The following is a 21,100-nucleotide window of genomic DNA, read 5'->3' on the forward strand; positions in this document are numbered from 1 at the left end:
AAAAGGAAAAGTTACACCTTATAGCCTCTGCCTAATCTCATTTCCCACAAGATCCTTACAGGATGACAAAAAACAGGATCAGGCATAACTCCCTCTCCTTTTCTTAGGAGAGGGTTGGGGTGAGGTGCGGTTTCGGTTCGTAGTTTAGGTTTGGCGAAAGCCAGCGCTCGAGTTCCTCTTTGGCCATACCTTTGCGCCGCGCCAGGTCGGCTACCTGGTCTTCGCCTATTTTGCCGAGGCCGAAGTAACGGGAATCCGGGTGTGAGAAGTAAAGGCCGCTTACCGAGGATGCCGGGTGCATGGCCAGGTTCTCCGTCAGGATAACACCCGTCTCTTCCGCTTTCAACAAATTGAAGAGTGTGATCTTTTCGGTATGGTCCGGGCAGCCGGGGTAGCCGGGAGCCGGGCGTATACCTTTGTATTGCTCCTTGATCAGCCCCTCGTTGTCCAGCTGCTCGTCTGCCGCGTAGCCCCACAGTTCCTTTCTCACCTTCAGGTGCATCAGTTCGGCAAAGGCCTCGGCCAGACGGTCGGCAAGCGCTTTCACCATGATGCTGCGGTAGTCGTCGTGCTCTGCTTCGTACTGCTCCAGCAGCTTCTCGATGCCAAAGCCTGCCGACACCACAAAGCCGCCGATGTAGTCGGAAATACCTGTTTCTTTCGGGGCCAGGAAATCGGAGAAGGCCAGGTTCGGCACGTTGGCTCCTTTCTTACCCTGCTGCCGCAAGGTATGGAACTCAGTCAGCACATTTTCACGTGAATCATCGGCATATACCTCGATCGTATCATCCGCCTCCACATTGGCGGGGTAGAAGCCCACCACGGCGCGTGCTTCGAGCAATTGCTTGTCCACAATCTCCTGCAGCATACTTTGTGCATCGTTAAATAACTTGGTGGCTTCTATACCTAGCTCCGGGTCGTTCAGGATTTTCGGGTATTGGCGCTTGAGCTCCCAGGTATGGAAGAAAGGTGTCCAATCGATATATGGGATAATTTCCTGCAGCGGGTAGTTGGTGTATACCTTGTTGCCGATAAAGCCTGGCTTCGTTACCTCCGTTGCGTCCCAGTCTACTTTATACTTGTTGGCACGGGCTTCTTCTATGCTGGCAAAGGCTCGGTCTTTGGTACGGCTCAGGTGGTCTTGGCGCAGTTTTTCGTACTCTGCTCTTATCTCGGCGATATAAGCGTCGCGCTCGCTACTGAGCAAGCTGCTCACCACCGTTACACTGCGTGATGCATCGTGCACGTGTATAACCGGCCCACTGTACTGTGGCGCAACCTTCACAGCAGTATGCACCCGCGAGGTGGTAGCGCCACCGATCAGGAGCGGAATTTTCATGCCGCGGCGTTCCATCTCCTGCGCTACGTACACCATCTCGTCCAGCGAAGGGGTAATCAGACCGCTCAGGCCGATGATGTCTACCTGATAGGCTTCGGCTTCAGCCAGAATCTTGTCCAGCTGCACCATCACGCCCAGGTCTATTACCTCGTAGTTGTTACAGGCCAGCACCACGCCCACAATGTTCTTGCCGATGTCGTGCACATCGCCTTTCACGGTCGCCATCAGAATCGTGCCCGCTGTTGACTTGGACGTGTCGGACGCCAGCTTCTCCTTCTCCATGAAGGGCAGCAGGTATGCCACGGACTTTTTCATCACGCGGGCGCTCTTTACTACCTGCGGCAGAAACATTTTGCCGGCCCCGAACAGATCGCCTACCACCGACATACCGGCCATCAAGGGTCCCTCGATCACGTCCAGTGTTTTGGTTGCCTGCTGGCGGGCCTCTTCGGTGTCCTCGTCGATAAAGTCTACGATCCCTTTTACCAGCGCATGTTTCAGACGCTCCTCCACCGGCGCCTCACGCCATGAGTTGTCAGCTGCAGTGGCTGTTTTGCCTTTGCCCTTAATGGTGTCTGCATAGATTACCAACTTTTCGGTAGCGTCCGGGTGGCGGTTAAAGATCACATCTTCGATCAGGTCGCGCAGTTCCGCCGGAATTTCGCTGTACACGCCCAGCATACCTGCATTCACGATACCCATGTCCATGCCTGCCTGCACGGCGTGGTACAGGAACACGGTGTGCATGGCCTCGCGCACCAGGTCGTTGCCCCGGAAGGAGAAGGACAGATTGCTCACGCCACCGCTTACCTGTGCATGCGGCAGATTGGCCTTGATCCATTTTACCACTTCAATGTAATCAACCGCATAGTTGTTGTGCTCCTCTATACCTGTGGCAATGGCCAGGATGTTCGGATCGAAAATAATGTCCTGCGGCGGGAAGCCTACTTCGTCCACCAGAATACGGTAAGAGCGCTCACATATCTCTTTTCTACGCTCCAAGGTATCGGCCTGGCCTGTTTCATCAAATGCCATGACCACCACCGCAGCACCGTATTGGCGTACTTTGCGGGCCAGCCTCTTGAACTCTGCTTCTCCTTCTTTTAAGCTGATAGAGTTAACGATAGATTTGCCCTGCACACATTTCAAACCCGCCTCAATCACGCTCCACTTCGAGGAGTCGATCATAATCGGCAGCTTGGCTATATCGGGTTCGGAGGCGATCAGGTGGAGGAAGTCCGTCATGGCCTGCTCTGAGTCGAGCATGCCTTCGTCCATGTTCACGTCGATGATCTGGGCACCGCCTTCTACCTGCTGACGGGCAACAGAGAGGGCTTCTTCAAACTTGCCGTCGACGATCAGGCGGGAGAATTTTTTGGAGCCGGTTACGTTGGTGCGTTCGCCGACATTCACGAAAAGGGAATCAGAAGTGATGGTGAGGGGCTCGAGGCCGCTGTAGCGGGGGAGCGGGGCTACGGGGGTAGGAACGTGCGGTTTATACTTTCGTACCAAGTCTGCGATTACTTTGGTATGGATAGGCGTAGTACCACAACAACCACCCAGTACATTCACCAGCCCTTCTTTCAGGTATTCTTCTACAATGGCACCCATCTGCTCGGCTGTCTCGTCGTAACCGCCAAAGGCGTTCGGCAGACCGGCGTTCGGGTAGGCGCTGATATAACAGTTGGAGATGCGTGACAGCTCCTGGATATGTGTTTTTAATTGACGCGCACCCAGTGCACAGTTAAAGCCCACGCTCAGGATAGGCGCATGCGAGATCGAGTTCCAGAAAGCCTCTACCGTCTGCCCGGACAAGGTACGGCCGCTGGCGTCCGTGATCGTACCGGATACCATGATCGGCAGTTCTTTGCCACCATCGTTTACATACTGCTGTATCGCAAAGAGGGCTGCCTTGCAGTTGAGCGTATCGAACACGGTTTCTACTAACAGCAAATCTGAGCCGCCATCCACCAGTCCGCGCACCTGCTCATAGTAAGCCTCCACCAATTGGTCGAAGGTGATGGCGCGAAAACCTGGGTTGTTCACATCTGGGGAAAGGGAAGCCGTGCGGTTGGTGGGCCCAACAGCACCTGCTACGAAGCGTTTGTGCGTAGGATCTTTGGCCTCTATCTCATCTGCCGCTTCCCTCGCAATTTTTGCCGACTCATAGTTCATCTCATACACCACGTGCTCAAGATGGTAATCAGCCATGGCAATGCTGGTGCCGCTGAAAGTGTTCGTCTCGATGATATCGGCCCCGGCCTTCAGGTACTCGGTATGGATGGCCTTGATGATGTCGGGCCTTGTGATGGAAAGCAGGTCGTTGTTGCCCTTCAGGTCTGACGGATGATCCTTAAAACGCTCGCCCCGGAAGTCGGCTTCGGAGAGCTTGTAACGCTGGATCATGGTGCCCATGGCGCCATCGAGCACGAGCACACGCTCCTGCAGCAAGGTATAGATCGGATGTGATTTGGTCATGTTGGTGTTCCCCCCTCTTCGTTAAGTCTACATATGCGCTTATCAAGAAGGACACCCAAGGTAGGTATACTCTCTTATCTTTTCCCGGCCAAGGTATGGCTGAGAAGGGAATTAGCACCAAGCTGGTACAAGGTTGCTAAGACGTCATAGGGCCCTGTCCCTCAGTCTTTCTTGATAAGAATGCTGTAAAGATACACACTTATCCGCAAAAGGCGAATTTTTGTTGCGGGATAATAGGAAGATAGCGGGAAGAAGGGTAGAAGTGAGCATAATGGCCGCCCAAAAAAGGTATAAAAACAGAAAAGGACACTAAAAGTGTCCTTTTCCTAAAAGAGTTTAATTGTTTTCACTCTATAACTCTTTATACCTTCTTATACGGAGGTATCAGTACGATAGTTACCCTAAAGCAAGATATTTTCCGTCGGACAAAATAAAAGGGCTACCGTGGGCAGCCCTTTTAGTCTATTAGTATCGGTCAGAACTATGCTTCTGCTTCTACCTTAGGAATTACAGAAACGTAAGAACGGTTCTTAACGCCTTTTTTGAATTGAACTACACCGTCAACCATAGCGAACAGTGTGTGGTCTTTGCCCATACCCACGTTGTTGCCTGGGTGGTGTGCAGTGCCTCTTTGTCTTACAATGATGTTACCAGCGATGATGTCCTGACCACCGTAAATCTTAACACCAAGTCGTTTTGAGTGAGACTCGCGGCCGTTATTAGAACTACCAGCTCCTTTTTTGTGTGCCATTTTTTTTACTATTTAGTTCAGGCGGACGAACCATGCCTGAAAGATTTTACGATTAATTTCCTCTTACTGCTTATCCAATGCTCTCGATCAGGACTTTCGTATAGTGCTGGCGGTGACCATTCTTCTTACGATAGCCTTTTCTTCTCTTCTTTTTGAAAACGATCACTTTGTCGCCTTTCACGTTGCCAAGGATTTTACCAACCACTTTAACACCGCTAACGAAAGGAGCACCTAAAGTAATAGTGCCATTATCATCAGTAAGAAGAACATTGGCGAACTCAACGGCGTCACCATCATTGCCGGAAAGCTTGTTAGCGTAGATGAACTTACCGCTCTCTACTTTGGTCTGTTGACCTGCGATTTCTACAATTGCGTACATCAGCTTCAATGTATGATTTAAAAAAATTTAAGTCTGCAAAATTAGCGGTCTTATATTTAATATGCAAATCATTGCCCCTTAATTCTTTCTGTTTTCCCAGACCTTATGCACAACTATGTGGATAACGATGTTGAAATCTCCTTCCTGTAATTTTGCACCCTTTAAAAACAAGCATAACACACTAGTCTGCAGGACCTTGACAGCCAACTCTGAAAATCGCGTTTTCCACAGAACCAAAGAGATGCCACCCGAATTCATCTTCCGGAAAACTGCTCAAAGAGCAACCTTTTGGATTTTATCACCTTGAAAACACCTTTTACACTTAACAGGGCACTCTGAGGTTGCACTTTCCTTCACTTAACAATGAATTAATATTTCATTAACTATATTTAGCATATTATATATGTTAACAACATCATGTTAATAAGGCTGTTAATTTCAGCTCAATTTTCAGACAATCAAAGACTTAGTAAAGTGTTAATAAATTGAACAACTTTAGCCAGCCAATTCAAGTTCTTATCACTATATTTGAAATCCTGTTATCTCAAGAGCATTCATCACATGGTGCAATGACTACTGAGTTTGACATCTGATAAAACAGTGACGAAGTGTTGCTGTTAGTTTAAAAAACATTAAAGTTTACGAGCATGGAGCCAATATTACAAGAAAACCCGAATCGCTTTGTTTTATTCCCGATACAGCACGACGAGGTGTGGCAAATGTATAAGAAGGCAGAAGCCAGCTTCTGGACTGCCGAAGAGATCGACCTGTCGCAGGACCAGAAAGACTGGGAAAACCTGAACGACGGCGAGCGACACTTCATTAGCCACGTACTGGCTTTCTTCGCCGCTTCGGATGGCATCGTAAACGAGAACCTCGCCATTAACTTCATGCAGGAAGTGCAACTTCCGGAGGCCCGTTGCTTCTATGGCTTCCAAATCATGATGGAGAACATCCACGCGGAGACCTACTCCCTGCTGATCGACACCTATATAAAGAAGCAATCAGAGAAAGACTACCTGTTCAATGCGCTGGAGACGGTGCCGTGCGTGAAGAAAAAAGGCGAGTGGGCCCTGAAGTGGATCAACAGCGAGAACTTCACGGAGCGCCTGATCGCTTTTGCAGCTGTGGAGGGTATCTTCTTCTCGGGTTCTTTCTGCTCTATCTTCTGGCTCAAGAAGCGTGGCCTGATGCCAGGGCTAACTTTCTCTAACGAGCTGATCTCCCGCGACGAGGGCCTGCATTGCGACTTCGCCTGCCTGCTCTACTCTATGCTGAACAATAAGCTGCCTGAGAGCCGCGTGCACGAGATCATCCGTGATGCAGTGGAATTCGAGAAGGAATTCGTGACGGACGCACTGCCTGTGGACCTGATCGGTATGAACGCCAAGCTGATGAGCCAGTACATCGAGTTCGTGGCCGACCGCCTGCTCGTGTCGCTGGGCTGCAGCAAGCTCTACAATGCCACCAACCCGTTCGACTTTATGGAGATGATCTCGCTGCAGGGCAAGACCAACTTCTTCGAGAAGCGCGTGGGCGAGTACCAGAAAGCCGGTGTAATGGGTGACAAAGACAAAAATGTTTTTTCGCTCGACGAAGACTTTTAACCAACGAAATAACTTTGTAAGTTTAGGAGATAAAGGGAGCCGGGCGACAGCCTAGGCCCTTCCTGAACTACCTTATATTATCCGGATGCAGGTATAGCCGACCGCGCCAATGCCTACAACACCGGACCCTATAACTGGCAGTAAGCGCCAGAAGGAGCATTCGCCTCCAAACTTGTGAAAGCAATTGGCTTTAGCTTTTAAACTATAGTATTTCAACGGATTACGCACATATTAACGTATTTCCTTATGAAAATATTAGCATGTTTCAACCCGCTGCATCGGTAGCGGTTCTCTTATACCTACACCTTATAAAAACCCGGGCTTTTAACACCCGCTAAATGTATACGCTATGTTAGTAGTTAAACGAGACGGCAGACGGGAATCCGTCAAATTCGACAAAATCACCGCACGCATCGAGAAGCTGTGCTATGGTCTGAACATGGACTATGTGTCGCCGATTGAGGTAGCCAAGAAAGTAATTGACGGCATTTACGACGGCGTAAGCACGATAGAGCTGGACAACCTGGCGGCAGAAACCGCTGCGTCGCTAACGACCAAACACCCCGACTATGCGGTGCTGGCTGCCCGTGTGGCCATTTCGAGCCTGCACAAGGTGACGAGCAAGTCTTTCTCCAACACCATGAAGCGTCTCTATACCTACGAAGACCCGAAAACGGGTGAGAACGCATCATTGCTGGCCAAAGATGTGTACGAGATCATCCGCAAGCACGCCGCTACGCTGGACTCGACCATCATCTACGACCGGGACTACAACTACGATTATTTCGGATACAAAACGCTGGAGCGCTCATACCTCCTTCGCCTTGATGGCAAGATCGTGGAGCGCCCCCAGCATATGTTGATGCGTGTGGCCGTGGGTATCCACAAGGAAGACATCGAATCTGCCATCGAGACTTATAATCTCATGTCTGAGAAGTGGTTTACGCACGCCACACCAACGTTATTCAACGCCGGCACGCCAAAGCCTCAGCTGTCCTCGTGCTTTCTGCTTACCATGCAGGACGACAGCATACCAGGCATCTACGACACCCTGAAGCAATGCGCGCAGATCTCGCAGAGCGCCGGCGGTATCGGTCTGAGCATCCACAATGTGCGTGCGACGGGCTCTTACATCAAAGGCACCAACGGCACGAGCAACGGCATCATCCCAATGCTGAAGGTATTCAACGACACGGCCCGCTACGTGGACCAGGGCGGTGGCAAGCGCAAAGGCGCTTTCGCGATCTACCTGGAGCCGTGGCATGCCGACATCTTCGAGTTCCTGGACCTGAAGAAGAACCATGGCAAGGAAGAAAACCGCGCCCGCGACCTGTTCTACGCCCTCTGGACGCCAGACCTGTTCATGAAGCGCGTGGAGCAAAACGGCGACTGGAGCCTGTTCTGCCCGAACGAAGCACCTGGCCTGGGCGACACCTGGGGTCCTGAGTTTGAGCGCCTGTACGAGAAGTACGAGCGCGAAGGCCGTGCCCGCAAAACGGTAAAAGCACAGGACCTGTGGTTTGCCGTGCTGGAGTCCCAGATTGAGACAGGTACGCCGTACATGCTGTATAAGGATGCAGCCAACAGCAAGAGCAACCAGCAAAACCTGGGTACCATTAAGAGCTCCAACCTCTGCACCGAGATCATGGAGTACACAAGTCACGATGAGGTGGCGGTATGTAACCTGGCTTCCCTGGCGCTGCCACGTTACGTGAAGGAGGAGAATGGTCATAAGGTGTTCGACCACCAGAAGCTGTTTGACGTGACGTACCACGTGACGCTGAACCTGAACAAGGTAATCGACATCAACTACTACCCGGTGCCTGAGGCCCGCAATTCCAACATGCGCCACCGTCCAATCGGTCTGGGCGTGCAGGGTCTTGCCGACACATTCATCGCGCTGCGCATGCCGTTTGAAAGCGACGAAGCCAAAGGCCTGAACAGGGATATCTTCGAGACGATCTACTTCGCCGCCATGACGGCTTCTAAGGATCTGGCCAAGAAGAACGGTGCTTACGAGACATTCAAAGGTTCTCCACTATCAGAGGGTAAGTTCCAGTTCGATATGTGGGGTGTAACACCAAACAGCGGCCGCTGGGATTGGGACGAGCTGCGTCAGGAAGTAGTGAAGCACGGAGTGCGTAACTCCCTGCTGTTGGCTCCAATGCCGACTGCCTCTACTGCACAGATCCTGGGTAACAACGAATCGTTTGAGCCTTATACCTCTAACATTTACGTACGCCGCGTGCTGTCAGGAGAGTTCATGGTGGTTAACAAGCACCTTCTTAAGGACCTGATCGGCCTGGGCTTGTGGAATGACAAGATGAAGAACGCCATCATCGCAGCCAATGGCTCGGTGCAGGACATCCCGAACATCCCGCAGAACATTAAAGACCTGTATAAGACTGTATGGGAAATCAGCCAGCGTACGGTCATCGATATGAGTGCTGACCGCGGTGCCTACATTTGCCAGAGCCAGTCGCTGAACCTGCACGTAATGAACGTGAACTTCGGCAAACTGACCTCGATGCACTTCCACGCCTGGAAGAGAGGCCTGAAAACAGGTATGTACTACCTGCGCACCAAAGCCGCTGTAGACGCTATCAAGTTCACGGTAGAGAAACAAGCCGCCGAGACGCTGGAGCCAGTTTATAACCAGGACCAAAATCGCAGCGACATGGCCTGCAGCCTGGATGACCCGGACTCTTGCGAAGCTTGCGGATCGTAAAATAACTGAAGAAGGAGGGCTTATTGTCCTCCTTCTTTTTTCCCCAATCTAAGTGTATCCTGTGTTGCAGCTGCAGATGCGTTGGACTATAGTTTCAGTGGACAGCCACATGCGCCAGCCATTAAAAACAAAAAGCCCCTGACAAGAGTCAGCGGCTTCATAATAAGTTGAGCTTATAGAGCTAAAAAGAACTGGTAGCAGCTGATGATACCCGAGCCGGCTCCAGCAACCACTGCATGGCTTCTTTTTCGTTCTCAAAATCCCGGAGTTCTAAGGGAGAGTCAAACGTGTATCCTTTGTTAATCATGACCCCTATAGCTTCCCGATTTGCTTCGAACTGGGAGGGTATACGAGCCAATCGCTTTAAGTGGCTTTTAGCCATTCTCGGCACATGCACTTCTAAGCTCCATTTAAGGTCTGCAGGCGATATGCTGCCCATCAAGCGGTCATCTGCCAGCCATCTTATTAGCGAGAAGCGGTTGATCATTTCATGGCAAAGCAAATAAGCTTCTCTGAGCTCGGCACCATGCAAGCGGCCACGCCATTCGGCTTTCCCCAGCCTCAGGAGTTTGTCATAGGAAAGCTTGACAAAGCTATTTTGAAAGTAAAGTTCCATCAAGAGAAATTCCTCTTATGTAAGTTGGTATTATAATTAAATCTGGAAGGCTAAGGTTATAAATGCTGTGTAGAGGGATCATTGAAGCTAAAGCAACTTAAAAAAACCATCCTAAACAGCTATAACCGGTCTACTACTCTAAATCATTACAGATCGTGCCTACATTGTTCTGGTAGTAAGTAATCATTGTGAACCTACCCCTATGCTGCAAATATAATCAGTAACTGTATAGGAGCAACACTTAAAATTGCACTCTTGCTTTAGCATGCATCTAATAAGACGCAAAATAGTTACTCCTGTCAACTTAGTAAAGGAATAAAAACCATTCCATCAACACACCTCATCAACTGCATGATTTAAATAGATAACAGCTACGTGCATAACACTGTTTGTTCAAGAGTATTTACAGAAATGACACGGTCAACTTATATTATTTTTATCATATGTTATGGAGCAATACAGAATCTGAAGGCTTGCACAGGATTTATTTATAAATCGGCAACCTCCCTGGCATACCACTGCAAAACAAGAGGGCTAGCCTTAAAGACTAGCCCTCTTGTTTAACTATGAATGGAGTTCTGACTAACGTTTCACGAAGCGGAACACTTCTTTTTGTGCACCAGAAATTACTGTAACGAAATAAATACCGTTCTGCAGGTGTTGTACTGGCAACACTACCTGACGCTCCGGAGGGTTCTGAACTATCAACAACTGCTTTCCAGCCATGTCAGCTACCGCTATTGTCACCTGCTCATCAGATGAAGCTATTCTCACCGTAATTTCCTGCGATGCCAGCGTTGGGTAGACAGAAGATGCAGCCATAGGTGTATTATTTACAGCCACTACTTTAGAGAACTCAAATGCCCCATCGAAATCAATTTGCTTGAGTCGGTAGTAGTTAATACCAACCACCGCTCTCATATCGATGAAGCTATAATTTTGTGTAAGCGAAGAAGTGCCTACCTTGCTCTCCACAAAAGCTATTTTTTTGAAGTTCTTGCCATCAGCAGATACCTCTACTTCAAAGCCTTTGTTGTCTTGCTCAGAAGCTGTTTTCCAACTAAGCTGAACACCATCCTTGGTAGACTGCGCCTTGAAAGAAACTAGCTCTACAGGGAGAGAAACGATTGGCTGCTCAAATCTCCAGGATAAATTGTGAATACCTATCCCTTGCTGTCCGTCGCCATTACGTGTGCCGTCAGTATTAGTATATGCCAGTGTAACCTCTGTAACAGGTGCACCAAAAGTGATTTTCACATTACCTTCTGCAGAAGTTGCAGTCACATCCGAAGAAGAGACACCCAGAATTTCAGATGGCGCATTAAAACGGTTATTAGCGGTACGGATAACCTTATTACGTGTAGGAGTTATTGTTTCATTCAATACACCTTTTGCTGTTACGTTTATTTTGTCCTGAAACTGACCTGAAGACTGGTCTACGTCATACAGCGTAAAGTGTAAGTCCGTTACAGGTTCGTTAAACTTAATAGTGATAAATGATCCAACACTAGCAGTAGCCTTTTTCTGGATAAGAGTAAGCGTCTTTGTAGGAGACTGGAAAAGGCTATCTGTCACGCGTGCCGATAACTCAACGCCTGCTGGAACTGACTTATTAAAAAAACCACTTTACCATCAACTGTATAAGATTTTCCGGCAGCAAAAGGGTCTTCATTCTTAGCAACCTTATTCCAGTCGAGAGTAGAGATGCCTTCCTCTGGAGTACCTGTTAAGGTGATGTCATCTATAGCATAGTAGTCTCCATGTTTATTATCATTAGAAATAACCCATACAAGCCTAATATCCTGCACATTATTACATGCTATAGGTAACTTAACGCTCTTTTGAACCCATTTATTAAAAGTAATAGCTTCGTTGAGACCCGTAACCTCTATATAGTTGGCGCCCTTATTTACGCTGTAATACAATTTCACAGGATTCCCATTCATAGTGCCACTGTTTCCATTATTTAGGAAAGAGCGGTAATCTATCCATGTGAGAATAAGACTCTCATAGCCTATGGTACTAATATCATTGTATAGATAAGCTGCTTTAGCCCGCATTCCATCAGTTTTTTGCGCTGTAGTAGTTGCGATGTATCGCCCCCCTGAAGCTTGCAAAGTATTGCCTGGTACCTGGTTGTCAAAGGTCCATTCCCCAGCTGCCCCTGAATAAACTCCAACAACGGGGTCAGACATATTCTCGTGGTAAACAGTTACTTGAGCCTGTAATCCAGAAGTAAATACTAAAAGGGCAATTAAAACAGTGTAAATGTATTTCATGGCATACTATATTATACCACTATATATGAAAGAAGTGTGCCAGCATATTATAGAGCTAATTATTTATGTTAAAGTGCAACAAAACAGGAAACCACAAGTTCACTTACTTTTGTAAACATTTATACATCAATCAATTAAAGAAAAATATCGAAAAAGTGATTTTCCTCATTTATAACAGTAAGCCTAAACAGATAAGTAGATATAAATCGGAATATTTCCATATATGGGAATATTTGCACCGTTATGGGATAGAAAGCACTTCAATCGGCTTGGATAAATTGTATAAAGTTCTGGTCAAGTAGGGAGTCCCATACTTGCCTTAGTAGTAGAGTATAATTGAATAGAATCAGTTAAAAAAGCCATTTTGGCACATTAAGGGCACTTACCATATGGTTTGTCGGTCATTTTGGCGCCAATACTCGTTGGCACCTCTTTTGCACCATTAATCACTGAAAACCTAGAGGAGAAAGAGATGAAAATTATAAAGGATAAAGAGTTTTTGCGATCAATCGTTTATCAAATTGACTTACTAAATACAGTAGGAGGTGGTGTTAGTGAGACGTATGTAGATATTAGAAAGAAGAAGAGAAGTTCTGTCATCAGTGTATGGGCTGCTGGAGTCAATCCGGAATCGTTTAAAGTGGTGCTACACCAAAACCAGCTTACGATATTTTCTGTGCTGCAAAGCCAGGAAAACCCTCAGATGGCAGTACCTTTGTTTAACCGAATTTTTATGTTGCCTCCGCAGATTGACTTAAGCCGCATAGAGGCTATTTATAAGAATGGTGAGTTGCGCATTAAGTTGCCGTATCACGATGCTGCGCTCCATCCACGACTGATTGACATCAAGCAGCTTTAAAAGCTGCTACCTGCGTGGATGCTCATGCCGCCAGCCCACTACGGCTACAATACCCCATACAGCGTAAAAAGGAGTAAAAACTGACGCCAGATACGGATCTATTGCTATAGAGACGATTACCTGGGCCATAAAGCTCGCTGCGGCACCCCAAAAAGCTATCTTATAGTATTTATTCCACTTATCCATTTTGGCTTAAATAAAAATACCCGGCTTCAGGGCCGGGTATTCATTAATCTGAACGCTTCCGCTCGCGATATCTTTTTTTCAACTATCAGCGGCGGATCGTCTTCTTTCGATATTACTAACGTGTAGTTATTGTTGTTATCTTGATAATAGATGAGTGTCGTGAGATCTTCGTAGCCTATGCTAAAGATCTTACGAGTCTTGTCACCATAGTTAAAATAGTGATTGTCTAATTTAATATTCTTCAATAACCTCATATCCCTACATTCATCTGGTATTTTAACGGGTTTCCCCCCTGTAATTGTTTCACATTATTACTGATGTGCAACTACATTCTTTTAATCTTACCATAAATTGCACTGATTAGACATATATTTATAATTCATCAGGTTGCAATCTATATATATCTGCTTGTTAATTAATCACAAACAACATGCCATCCTTCCTATATACTTCACGAAGGATATGAACCAAGCTTGTCCAACCTTTTATTAAGGTATACGGGATACTCTAAAAAATAAAACGCATGGCGACATATTAGCTTCCTGTTATTATATTTAAGCAGAGAAGAACTTGCCTACACTAAATAGTTAATACAGAAGGCCACTGTCTTTGGAAGCCTTCTTTTGTTTACATAAATACGGCAACATGGCTGAGCAAAAACACTATCGCCTATATGGTTTGTTTTTCTTTTTGGTGTTCGAAGTAGTAGTGTTTTTCCTGCTGCAGTATCTGGTGTCAGGTATGGGGATGGACAACCAGTATCAGGCCCAGAATACCATAGTGCCGAATTGGGTAAAAGCCGTTACTTTTATACTATTATATATAGTATGCGTATTGATAGCCGTTGTATTGGTGAGCAATATTGTGCCTAGTAAGCATAGGGGCCAGCTAATGGGCTGGGTATACCTGGCACTGGCCGGAATGCTCGTGATGCTCGCGGTCATTTTCTGAACCGAAGCTTATTTGAATTATAGCTGAAACCACCCTATACATGAACAAGACAATTTTTGCACTTATTGCCTGCCTGCTGTTAGGCTTTAGTCTGCAAGCGCAGGAGTACTCCCAGGAGAATTATCAACCTCAACGCCAGAAGGGCCGCCACTTTCTGCAACTACGCAACGGCCAGGTAGTATACGGCAACAAGGTGCAGTATAAGTCGCCGCTCTTTAAACAAGACTTCTTCCTGGTTGACGACACGCTGAAGTACGCTCCGGAGCTGATAGACGTATACCAGAACAACGACGGCTATTTCGCGAGAGTGGCCGCCGGCAACCGCTTTGACTCTTTTGCAAAGCGGATCATGGAAGGACCGCGCATCTCTAAGTTCTTCACCACCACGATCGATTATGCCGCCATGGGGTATCACCCATACGGGTATGGCATGCCCCGGACCAGCCGCCGTCGGATTTACTTCTTCTCCAAAGACAACGGCCCTCTGATGACCTTTAACCAGCAGAACCTGGAGCAGGCGCTGGCTGACAACGCCTCGAGTATGGTGCTGATCCAACGCCACAAGCGCGAAAGAACCATTTCGACGGTGATGGGTATAGCGGGCGCAGGTTTGCTTACTTACGGCCTGCTATCGTCTTCGCAGAGCTCCACCAACCCCAATTCTGTTAGTGTGTCACCTGCTGTGTATGCTGGCGCCGGACTTATAGCTGTACCGCTGGTCATTCAATTGTTCCGCAAAGACAAGCTGACACAGGCAGTGGATGTATATAACTACCAGGTGAAGCAATAACACAGCTGATGCCTGATCTGCTCTTACTTCACGGCGCTCTAGGTGCTGCCAGCACCCTGCATCCCCTTGAACAGATGCTTGAGGCAGACTTTACGGTGCATCCCTTGAACTTTCAAGGGCACGGTGGAAGCGCGATGCCCCAGGAGCCCTTTCGCATTGCCTTGTTTGCAGAGAATGTGCTGCACTATCTGGATCAACATCAACTCCAGCAGGTTGACATATTTGGGTATAGCATGGGAGGCTACGTTGCGCTATATCTGGCGCTTCAGCACCCAGAAAGGGTAAGACGCATCTTCACACTGGCTACTAAGTTTTCCTGGAGCCAGGATACAGCTGTAAAAGAAGTGAAAATGCTACAGCCGGAGAAGGTACAGGAGAAAGTGCCTGCTTTTGCGGCGGTGCTGGCTGAGCGTCACCAACCCAACGAGTGGCAGGAGGTAATGCGCCGAACAGCCGACATGATGCTACACCTAGGCAATCACCCTTTGCTTACTGAAGAAACCCTGTCGCGCATACCTATACCTATTCGGGTTAGCGTCGGCGACCGCGACAGCATGGTTAGTCTGCAGGAAACAGCCTGGGCTTACCAGCACCTGCCCAACGCCAGCCTGCAGGTATTCCCCGACACGCATCATCCCCTGGAAAAGGCCAACCTTAGCCAGTTGCAGCATGAGCTGAGGCTATTTTTGGGGAAAGAAACTATTTAGGTTTAAATTAAACTGACTGTACTTATTACGAATACTTATGCGCTTACAACACATCTGCGGCACTTTTCTAATTGCTTCCACCTTATTCACTGCAGGTGCCTGCACCAGTTCAAAACCTGCCGTAGGACAGCGTGGCTACACCGAAACCGGAAAGGCATCCTACTACAGCAATAAGCTGCACGGCCGTAAGATGGCCAATGGAGAGGCTTATAATCGCAGGAAGCTTACCGCCGCACACCGCACTCTGCCTTTCGGCACGAAAGTGAAAGTAACCAATTTGCAGTCGAATAAATCGGTTAAAGTGAGCATTACAGATCGGGGGCCTTTTGTAAAGGGTCGTGTTATTGACTTGAGTGAGGCGGCGGCTAAGCGGCTAGACTATATTGGCGCCGGTATAGTGCCTGTGGAGGTGAAAGTAGTTAAACCTGCTCCTGTACGTTAACACACGATGTTTATGTGCTGGCCACTTTTGTAAGAGCCCTCACTTTGTTTTTTAGATGAGCCTACAAATATTCCTATTAATCATTTGTAATACTGCATTTTAAATCATAATTTTGTCCATGCTCAAAAAGTGGAAATCCCTTTCAGTAACGGCAGGTCTGGCAACAATCTTGTTGCTTGGTGTAACTATTGCACCCAATGCTGCCGGTCTGAATAATGGAAAAACCACCTCTGAAGCCGCCGCAGTCGTAGCGCCTGACACCAACACTGCTACTGCCGCAACCACGGATGGTACAAAGCCTTCAGCTCCTAAAAAGCAAAAGTCAGTTTTAGATGATGATGTGCTTGAGAGCCCCTTTTCCTTCTTCAAGGAACTTGCCTCCGGCTCTGATGATGAGGAGTCTGATGTGACAGTAAAGTCGAGCACAGTAGTGCTTGCCCTAAAGGCGCTTGCAGCTACACTGCTTTCCACTATTATGTAAATTTTCCTCTTCTTTACTTTGGATAGGCTGATTTAGATCAGCCTTTTTTGTTTTTGGCTGACACTCTACCTGGCAAACTCTATAATCAGTGGATACCATTACCCCATCGGACAGTTTGTAACTCTAGCTTTTGCTTAGATTCTATACCTGTACTTATACCATATCCGTGAGCAGGGCAAGCCCTAAGCCAAAAAGAGTCGCCAACAGTTTGTTGCGGTTGAAACGGTGGTCGGGGCTGGTTTCGAAAAGAATGGTGGTGGAAATGTGTAGGAAGTTGCCGGCTACCAGGCCTGTAAGCGCGGTGAACACCAACTCACCCCCTATGTTGTCTTTTATGATGTAGTTGCTTACCAGTATACCTAAGGGTGCCCCAATGGCAAATATCAGGAGCCACAGGAAGGCTTTTCGGAAGGAGCCGATGCGCGACATCAGCACAGACATCAGCGCAAATGCTGCCGGCACGTGATGTATAGCTATACCTAGCAGCACTGCGTAAAAATTCTCTCCCGCATGATGATGCCCCGCGTGCCGCTCGCCACCTTCTACAAGTATGCTACCCTCCAGAAATGAGTGAATGAACAGTGAGCCTAGCAGCAGAAAAGGCATAGAGCCTGCATGCGTGTGCCCGTGGTGGTTGGTGTGCATGTGCCCATGTTCCACCCCATGAGAAAACAGTTCTAGTATCAGTTGCAGAAAGAAGCCGGCCAGCACCCAGTAACCAACACGATGCGGATTGGGGTTTCCAATCAGCACATCGGGTAGCAGGTGCACGATGGTGATCGTGAACAGGTATGCGCCGCTAAAAGCCAGCGCCATCTTAAGCCAACGGCTGTTGTCTGGCGGGAATACTTTTACGAGGAAGCTGGATAGCACCACCGTGAAGAAGAGCACAAGTATAGCTATGATCATATTGCGTTACTTTTTTAGCACGAAGATGATGCGCTCGCTTCTCTCCGGATCAAGAGCCTGCAGCTTGTAGTCCCCAAAAATCTCCACCAGGCGCAACTGTGCAATACGGAAGTACTCCATAAAGTTTTCCTGACGCAATGCCCGTACACGCTCCTCAAAGCAGTATGCACGCCCTTTATCCTCAAAACGAATGGTCTTCACGATAAAATCGTGCTCCACCTTCCGGCTTATATCGAACAGAATGCCTTGTACCTCTTTCTGCTCATACGATACCAGTCGCTCGATCGTGCGGTCGGTGTTCATAAAATCGATCACGAGTTTGCCTCCGTGCTTCAGGTTAATGGCGGCGGCTTTCAGGGCCACCACATTTTCAGTCTCGCTCTCAAAATAGCCAAAACTTGTAAACAGGTTTAGCACAAAGTCGAATGTCTCTGGTTTGTATACCTCCCGCATGTCGTGCACATCAAAGTGCAGGCGCTCATTTTCATACTGCCGGGCATAGGCAATGCTTTTCTCCGACAGGTCTATACCTGTTACATCGTAGCCAAGCTGGTTCAGATAACGGGAGTGGCGGCCTTTGCCACAGGCGAGGTCCAGGATTTTATGTTGCGGTTTTGGGTGCAGGTAGGCCAGCAGGTTATCCATGAACAGCCGGGCATCGCGGTCGTCGCGGTTGCTGTAAAGGATATGATAGTAAGGGGAGTCAAACCAAGTGCTGAACCACTCTTCCTGTTGGGCCATAGGTGCTGCGCAATTGCAATAAGGATGCAAATATACGCTTTTATTTTGGGAACATGGGTATACGCAGGCAGTATACACAGGTACGGCAACTCATAAAAAAGTCTGCCGCCACTGTTATGCACAGCAACGGCAGACTTCAAATTTTATCAGCAAGCGTCCAGTTATTGCTTGTCGGCGCCAGCTTCTGAATTGGTTACGCCACTTTCACGAACGCTATCGCCTGGCTGAATTGTGTTGGCTCCCTGATCATGGTTCGGCATAACTTCTTTCTGTGTGCTATGGCCCTCAGCACCATGTGCTGCAGCATCTCCACCTAAGTCAGACACATTGTTTGTGCTGCGCATTCCTGGAGGAACGGTATCATTTGACACCTTTGCCTCAGGACGCAGGTCTTTTGGCGTGTCACATGAAATCATAAACAAACCACAAACTGCGGCGAATACTGCAAGTACGTTCTTATTCATCTCTATTTAGTAAGTTATGGGTCTTCAATTTAAAGCACTACTACATAGTGCGATAGCAAATCTGTTAATACGACAGGTATACGGGCCTGGGTTTTAATACCGCTAGGCGATCAACTCCTTACGGCGCAGCATCGACTCCAGCAATTTGAGGTCGTTGGGGTTGTTGAAGATGCGGAATGGCATCATCACAAACACCGGCGCCTGGAAATTCTTGGCCAACCAGCCCTTCCAGCCACCTGGCAGTTGGGCATCTGTAGGAGGCTTCAACCACAGCACATACGACTCGCCTTTACGCTCCACAGAACCGATCATGTCCCAGGTCAGGGCCATACCCTCGCGCTCGTTTCGCTTCAAAAGAATCTGGCGTGAGTCAATCTCATAGCTCAGCTTCTCAAACAGCGGATTTCCCTGCTCCATTTGCGTCACACCCATTACCTGAGCTGAACGGAGCAGCACAAAGATAAGCGTAACCAGAATAGCGCCCGCTACCCACCACCAGGAAAAACTAAACACAGCTGGTAGCAGAAACAGCACCAGCGGGATAAGCGCCATCCACCAGTCCTTGCGCCATACCTTGGCCAAAGCTATACCTGTAAAAGTGTTTTTCTCCAACTGGTACTTTTTGGTACGAATGGCATTTGGAGCAGCACCTGACTGCATCCGGTAACGTTGATTTTGTTGCATAAAAAGTAAATATAAGCGCCTGCCCTTTATCGGGCAGGTATAAGTTCAATTAATAAGCCTTCAGACTCAGGTCCATGCTCTTGATAGAGTGCGTCAGTGCCCCCACCGAGATGAAGTCGACACCGCACCTGGCTACCTCTGCGATAGTCGCCTCGGTGATGCCGCCTGATGCCTCGGTTTCAAAGCGGCCGCCGATCAGGGCTACTGCCTCACGCATCATCTCTGGTGTCATGTTATCCAGCATAATGCGATGGATGCCGCCGGTCTCCAGGGCTTCCCTTACTTCCTCCAGGTTGCGGGTCTCCACCTCAATGCGCAGGTCTTTGCCCTTCTCTTGCAGGTAACGCTGCGTGGCCTCTATGGCTTCGCGTATACCTCCAGCGTAGTCCACGTGGTTGTCCTTCAGAATGATCATGTCGAACAGGCCGAAACGGTGGTTCACGCCGCCGCCTATCAGCACGGCCCATTTCTCCATGATCCGGAAGTTTGGCGTGGTCTTGCGCGTATCCAGCAGTTTGGCTTTGGTACCGGCGATCAGGGTGTTCAGGTAGTGGGTATAGGTCGCGATGCCGCTCATACGCTGCATGCAGTTCAGCACCAGTCGCTCAGCCGTCAGGATGGATTGCGCCTTGCCTTTCACGGTCAGGGCCACATCGCCATGCTTTACCTTAGCACCGTCCTGCAGCAGTACTTCTACCTGCAGGTCAGGGTCTACCTGGTTAAAGATGTATCCGGCCAGCTCCACGCCAGCCAGTATGCCGTCACCCTTCACCAGCAGTCTCGCCTGGTTCTGGGCATCGTTCGGAATAGAAGCCAGCGACGAGTGGTCGCCATCGCCTATATCCTCGGCCAGAGCCCTGGATATAAACTCAGCTATGCTTTTTTCTGTCAGGTATGATGCTTTCACGGTGCAAAAATAAAAAAAGGCCCGGTATATATCCCGAGCCTTGCTAAAAATCTCACTATTATCTGCTTAATCTTTTATGAAATCGATGGAATGTATCAGAAACTTACCTTTTGCGTCCTTCACCCGGATCAAAACAGTGTAAGAACCGTTGCGGTGCGTATAGGTACCGATCACATAGCGCTTGTCTTTTCGCACGGACTCACTTGGGGTCGGGAAGTTGTAAGCAAAGCCGGTAGGCGGGTTTTTGCTGAAAAAGTTTTTCATCACAAACTCTGCCTGCGTCTTACTGTAGTCTGTCGCCTTCTCGTCTGCAAACGACAGACTTACCTTGCTGTCAAAGTGCCTGGCCAGATCCTTGGCCGATCCAGCCCGCAAAGCTGCTTCCACTCCATCAAACACATCCTTCTGGGCCACAGCCTGTCCGGAAGCGAATAATGTCGTGACAAAAGCCAGGAAAAGTACTACAGCAATGTTTTTAAAGTTTTTCATAAGGTGTATAAGTAATCTCGTCCTCTCTATCAGCCAAAACTATGCCAACAAAAGGCGTAAGCAAGTACCTAAATTTAACAAGAAAAATCAATATATGCCGATGTAACGGGATATTTATACCTGCCGTTACAGAAGTATATGCCGTGCAGCCCTGTATACCTTAGATTCGGAGCAGGTGCCTTGCTCTACTCAGGGTATAGTGCCGCTTCATGCCCGGCATCAGCTACAATTTAAGCAATTCCGGGCGGGCTTCTCATACCTTGGGCACAAATCAGCTCTTTAGGCAGATAAGGCACCACCGATTATCTTATAT

At 48.3% G+C, this 21,100-nt stretch carries 20 protein-coding genes and 1 riboswitch; of the genes, 8 read left to right on the forward strand and 12 right to left on the reverse strand.

What is annotated here, in order from left to right; genetic code table 11:
* Positions 1–103: 103 nt before the first annotated feature.
* The 3 genes from metH to rplU all read right to left on the reverse strand — a co-directional run bounded on the left by metH (position 104) and on the right by rplU (position 4,947).
* On the reverse strand, positions 104–3,817 hold the full coding sequence (metH, locus tag C8E01_RS12075; RefSeq protein WP_116543705.1) for a methionine synthase: 3,714 nt from the start codon (positions 3,815–3,817) through the stop codon (positions 104–106).
* Between the two features lie 71 nt (positions 3,818–3,888).
* Positions 3,889–3,998, reverse strand: a riboswitch (SAM riboswitch).
* Between the two features lie 300 nt (positions 3,999–4,298).
* Positions 4,299–4,568: a 50S ribosomal protein L27 gene (rpmA, locus tag C8E01_RS12080; protein WP_116543706.1), complete on the reverse strand. Its 270-nt coding sequence runs from the start codon at positions 4,566–4,568 to the stop codon at positions 4,299–4,301.
* 70 nt (positions 4,569–4,638) lie between these two features.
* Positions 4,639–4,947 (reverse strand): 50S ribosomal protein L21, encoded by a 309-nt coding sequence (gene rplU / locus C8E01_RS12085; RefSeq protein WP_116543707.1) that lies wholly within the window; start codon positions 4,945–4,947, stop codon positions 4,639–4,641.
* 647 nt (positions 4,948–5,594) lie between these two features.
* Between rplU and C8E01_RS12090 the strand changes: the two genes are divergently transcribed.
* Both C8E01_RS12090 and C8E01_RS12095 read left to right on the forward strand, forming a co-directional pair.
* Positions 5,595–6,554 carry a ribonucleoside-diphosphate reductase small subunit gene (locus tag C8E01_RS12090; protein ID WP_116543708.1) on the forward strand — a complete coding sequence of 320 codons (960 nt, stop codon included), beginning with the start codon at positions 5,595–5,597 and terminating at the stop codon, positions 6,552–6,554.
* A 349-nt stretch (positions 6,555–6,903) separates the two neighbouring features.
* The gene (locus C8E01_RS12095; protein ID WP_116543709.1) at positions 6,904–9,282 is read left to right on the forward strand and encodes a ribonucleoside-diphosphate reductase subunit alpha; all 2,379 of its coding nucleotides are present in this window, start codon (positions 6,904–6,906) and stop codon (positions 9,280–9,282) included.
* A gap of 181 nt (positions 9,283–9,463) precedes the next feature.
* Here C8E01_RS12095 and C8E01_RS12100 read toward each other — a convergent pair whose 3' ends face one another.
* The 3 genes from C8E01_RS12100 to C8E01_RS12110 all read right to left on the reverse strand — a co-directional run bounded on the left by C8E01_RS12100 (position 9,464) and on the right by C8E01_RS12110 (position 12,177).
* Complete coding sequence (locus C8E01_RS12100) at positions 9,464–9,898, reverse strand: SpoIIAA family protein (RefSeq protein ID WP_116543710.1); 435 nt, start codon at positions 9,896–9,898, stop codon at positions 9,464–9,466.
* Between the two features lie 582 nt (positions 9,899–10,480).
* Positions 10,481–11,473 carry a T9SS type A sorting domain-containing protein gene (locus C8E01_RS12105; RefSeq protein WP_116543711.1) on the reverse strand — a complete coding sequence of 331 codons (993 nt, stop codon included), beginning with the start codon at positions 11,471–11,473 and terminating at the stop codon, positions 10,481–10,483.
* Entirely contained in the window at positions 11,470–12,177 is a 708-nt protein-coding gene (locus tag C8E01_RS12110; protein WP_133242762.1) for a hypothetical protein, read from the reverse strand. Before C8E01_RS12110 ends, C8E01_RS12105 begins: the two co-directional genes overlap by 4 nt.
* A 406-nt stretch (positions 12,178–12,583) precedes the next feature.
* Here C8E01_RS12110 and C8E01_RS12120 point away from each other — a divergent pair, with 406 nt between their 5' ends.
* From C8E01_RS12120 to C8E01_RS12155, 6 genes are all read left to right on the forward strand, one after another.
* Positions 12,584–13,036 (forward strand): Hsp20/alpha crystallin family protein, encoded by a 453-nt coding sequence (locus tag C8E01_RS12120; RefSeq protein ID WP_243409546.1) that lies wholly within the window; start codon positions 12,584–12,586, stop codon positions 13,034–13,036.
* Between the two features lie 831 nt (positions 13,037–13,867).
* Entirely contained in the window at positions 13,868–14,173 is a 306-nt protein-coding gene (locus C8E01_RS12135; RefSeq protein WP_116543716.1) for a hypothetical protein, read from the forward strand.
* A 40-nt stretch (positions 14,174–14,213) separates the two neighbouring features.
* Positions 14,214–14,963, forward strand: coding sequence for a hypothetical protein (locus tag C8E01_RS12140; protein WP_116543717.1), 750 nt, complete (start codon positions 14,214–14,216; stop codon positions 14,961–14,963).
* A gap of 8 nt (positions 14,964–14,971) precedes the next feature.
* On the forward strand, positions 14,972–15,670 hold the full coding sequence (locus C8E01_RS12145) for an alpha/beta fold hydrolase (RefSeq protein ID WP_116543718.1): 699 nt from the start codon (positions 14,972–14,974) through the stop codon (positions 15,668–15,670).
* A 37-nt stretch (positions 15,671–15,707) separates the two neighbouring features.
* The gene (locus C8E01_RS12150) at positions 15,708–16,112 is read left to right on the forward strand and encodes a septal ring lytic transglycosylase RlpA family protein (protein WP_116543719.1); all 405 of its coding nucleotides are present in this window, start codon (positions 15,708–15,710) and stop codon (positions 16,110–16,112) included.
* Positions 16,113–16,230: 118 nt separating this feature from the next.
* The gene (locus C8E01_RS12155; protein WP_116543720.1) at positions 16,231–16,593 is read left to right on the forward strand and encodes a hypothetical protein; all 363 of its coding nucleotides are present in this window, start codon (positions 16,231–16,233) and stop codon (positions 16,591–16,593) included.
* 153 nt (positions 16,594–16,746) lie between these two features.
* Here the strand turns inward: C8E01_RS12155 and C8E01_RS12160 are convergent, their stop codons facing one another.
* The 6 genes from C8E01_RS12160 to C8E01_RS12185 form a co-directional block, all read right to left on the reverse strand.
* The gene (locus C8E01_RS12160) at positions 16,747–17,502 is read right to left on the reverse strand and encodes a ZIP family metal transporter (protein WP_116543721.1); all 756 of its coding nucleotides are present in this window, start codon (positions 17,500–17,502) and stop codon (positions 16,747–16,749) included.
* 6 nt (positions 17,503–17,508) lie between these two features.
* Positions 17,509–18,243: a class I SAM-dependent methyltransferase gene (locus tag C8E01_RS12165; protein ID WP_116543722.1), complete on the reverse strand. Its 735-nt coding sequence runs from the start codon at positions 18,241–18,243 to the stop codon at positions 17,509–17,511.
* A gap of 161 nt (positions 18,244–18,404) precedes the next feature.
* Complete coding sequence (locus tag C8E01_RS12170; RefSeq protein WP_116543723.1) at positions 18,405–18,707, reverse strand: hypothetical protein; 303 nt, start codon at positions 18,705–18,707, stop codon at positions 18,405–18,407.
* Between the two features lie 102 nt (positions 18,708–18,809).
* Positions 18,810–19,391 (reverse strand): hypothetical protein, encoded by a 582-nt coding sequence (locus C8E01_RS12175; protein WP_243409547.1) that lies wholly within the window; start codon positions 19,389–19,391, stop codon positions 18,810–18,812.
* Positions 19,392–19,440: 49 nt separating this feature from the next.
* The gene (gene nadC / locus C8E01_RS12180; protein WP_116543725.1) at positions 19,441–20,298 is read right to left on the reverse strand and encodes a carboxylating nicotinate-nucleotide diphosphorylase; all 858 of its coding nucleotides are present in this window, start codon (positions 20,296–20,298) and stop codon (positions 19,441–19,443) included.
* 66 nt (positions 20,299–20,364) lie between these two features.
* Positions 20,365–20,787, reverse strand: coding sequence for a DUF4783 domain-containing protein (locus tag C8E01_RS12185; protein WP_116543726.1), 423 nt, complete (start codon positions 20,785–20,787; stop codon positions 20,365–20,367).
* Positions 20,788–21,100 lie beyond the last annotated feature (313 nt).

It is taken from the genome of Pontibacter virosus, assembly GCF_003096355.1.
In the GTDB taxonomy this organism is placed as follows: domain Bacteria; phylum Bacteroidota; class Bacteroidia; order Cytophagales; family Hymenobacteraceae; genus Pontibacter; species Pontibacter virosus.

Bases quoted from the DNA above. Each gene is read 5' to 3' on its own strand.
- C8E01_RS12140 (WP_116543717.1), top strand. From the start codon at position 14,214: ATGAACAAGACAATTTTTGCACTTATTGCCTGCCTGCTGTTAGGCTTT.
- C8E01_RS12170 (WP_116543723.1), bottom strand. From the start codon at position 18,707: ATGAATAAGAACGTACTTGCAGTATTCGCCGCAGTTTGTGGTTTGTTT.
- C8E01_RS12095 (WP_116543709.1), top strand. From the start codon at position 6,904: ATGTTAGTAGTTAAACGAGACGGCAGACGGGAATCCGTCAAATTCGAC.
- C8E01_RS12135 (WP_116543716.1), top strand. From the start codon at position 13,868: ATGGCTGAGCAAAAACACTATCGCCTATATGGTTTGTTTTTCTTTTTG.
- C8E01_RS12155 (WP_116543720.1), top strand. From the start codon at position 16,231: ATGCTCAAAAAGTGGAAATCCCTTTCAGTAACGGCAGGTCTGGCAACA.
- C8E01_RS12165 (WP_116543722.1), bottom strand. From the start codon at position 18,243: ATGGCCCAACAGGAAGAGTGGTTCAGCACTTGGTTTGACTCCCCTTAC.
- C8E01_RS12100 (WP_116543710.1), bottom strand. From the start codon at position 9,898: ATGGAACTTTACTTTCAAAATAGCTTTGTCAAGCTTTCCTATGACAAA.
- C8E01_RS12150 (WP_116543719.1), top strand. From the start codon at position 15,708: ATGCGCTTACAACACATCTGCGGCACTTTTCTAATTGCTTCCACCTTA.
- C8E01_RS12110 (WP_133242762.1), bottom strand. From the start codon at position 12,177: ATGAAATACATTTACACTGTTTTAATTGCCCTTTTAGTATTTACTTCT.
- metH (WP_116543705.1), bottom strand. From the start codon at position 3,817: ATGACCAAATCACATCCGATCTATACCTTGCTGCAGGAGCGTGTGCTC.
- rplU (WP_116543707.1), bottom strand. From the start codon at position 4,947: ATGTACGCAATTGTAGAAATCGCAGGTCAACAGACCAAAGTAGAGAGC.
- C8E01_RS12160 (WP_116543721.1), bottom strand. From the start codon at position 17,502: ATGATCATAGCTATACTTGTGCTCTTCTTCACGGTGGTGCTATCCAGC.
- rpmA (WP_116543706.1), bottom strand. From the start codon at position 4,568: ATGGCACACAAAAAAGGAGCTGGTAGTTCTAATAACGGCCGCGAGTCT.
- C8E01_RS12090 (WP_116543708.1), top strand. From the start codon at position 5,595: ATGGAGCCAATATTACAAGAAAACCCGAATCGCTTTGTTTTATTCCCG.
- C8E01_RS12175 (WP_243409547.1), bottom strand. From the start codon at position 19,391: ATGCAACAAAATCAACGTTACCGGATGCAGTCAGGTGCTGCTCCAAAT.
- C8E01_RS12185 (WP_116543726.1), bottom strand. From the start codon at position 20,787: ATGAAAAACTTTAAAAACATTGCTGTAGTACTTTTCCTGGCTTTTGTC.
- C8E01_RS12145 (WP_116543718.1), top strand. From the start codon at position 14,972: ATGCCTGATCTGCTCTTACTTCACGGCGCTCTAGGTGCTGCCAGCACC.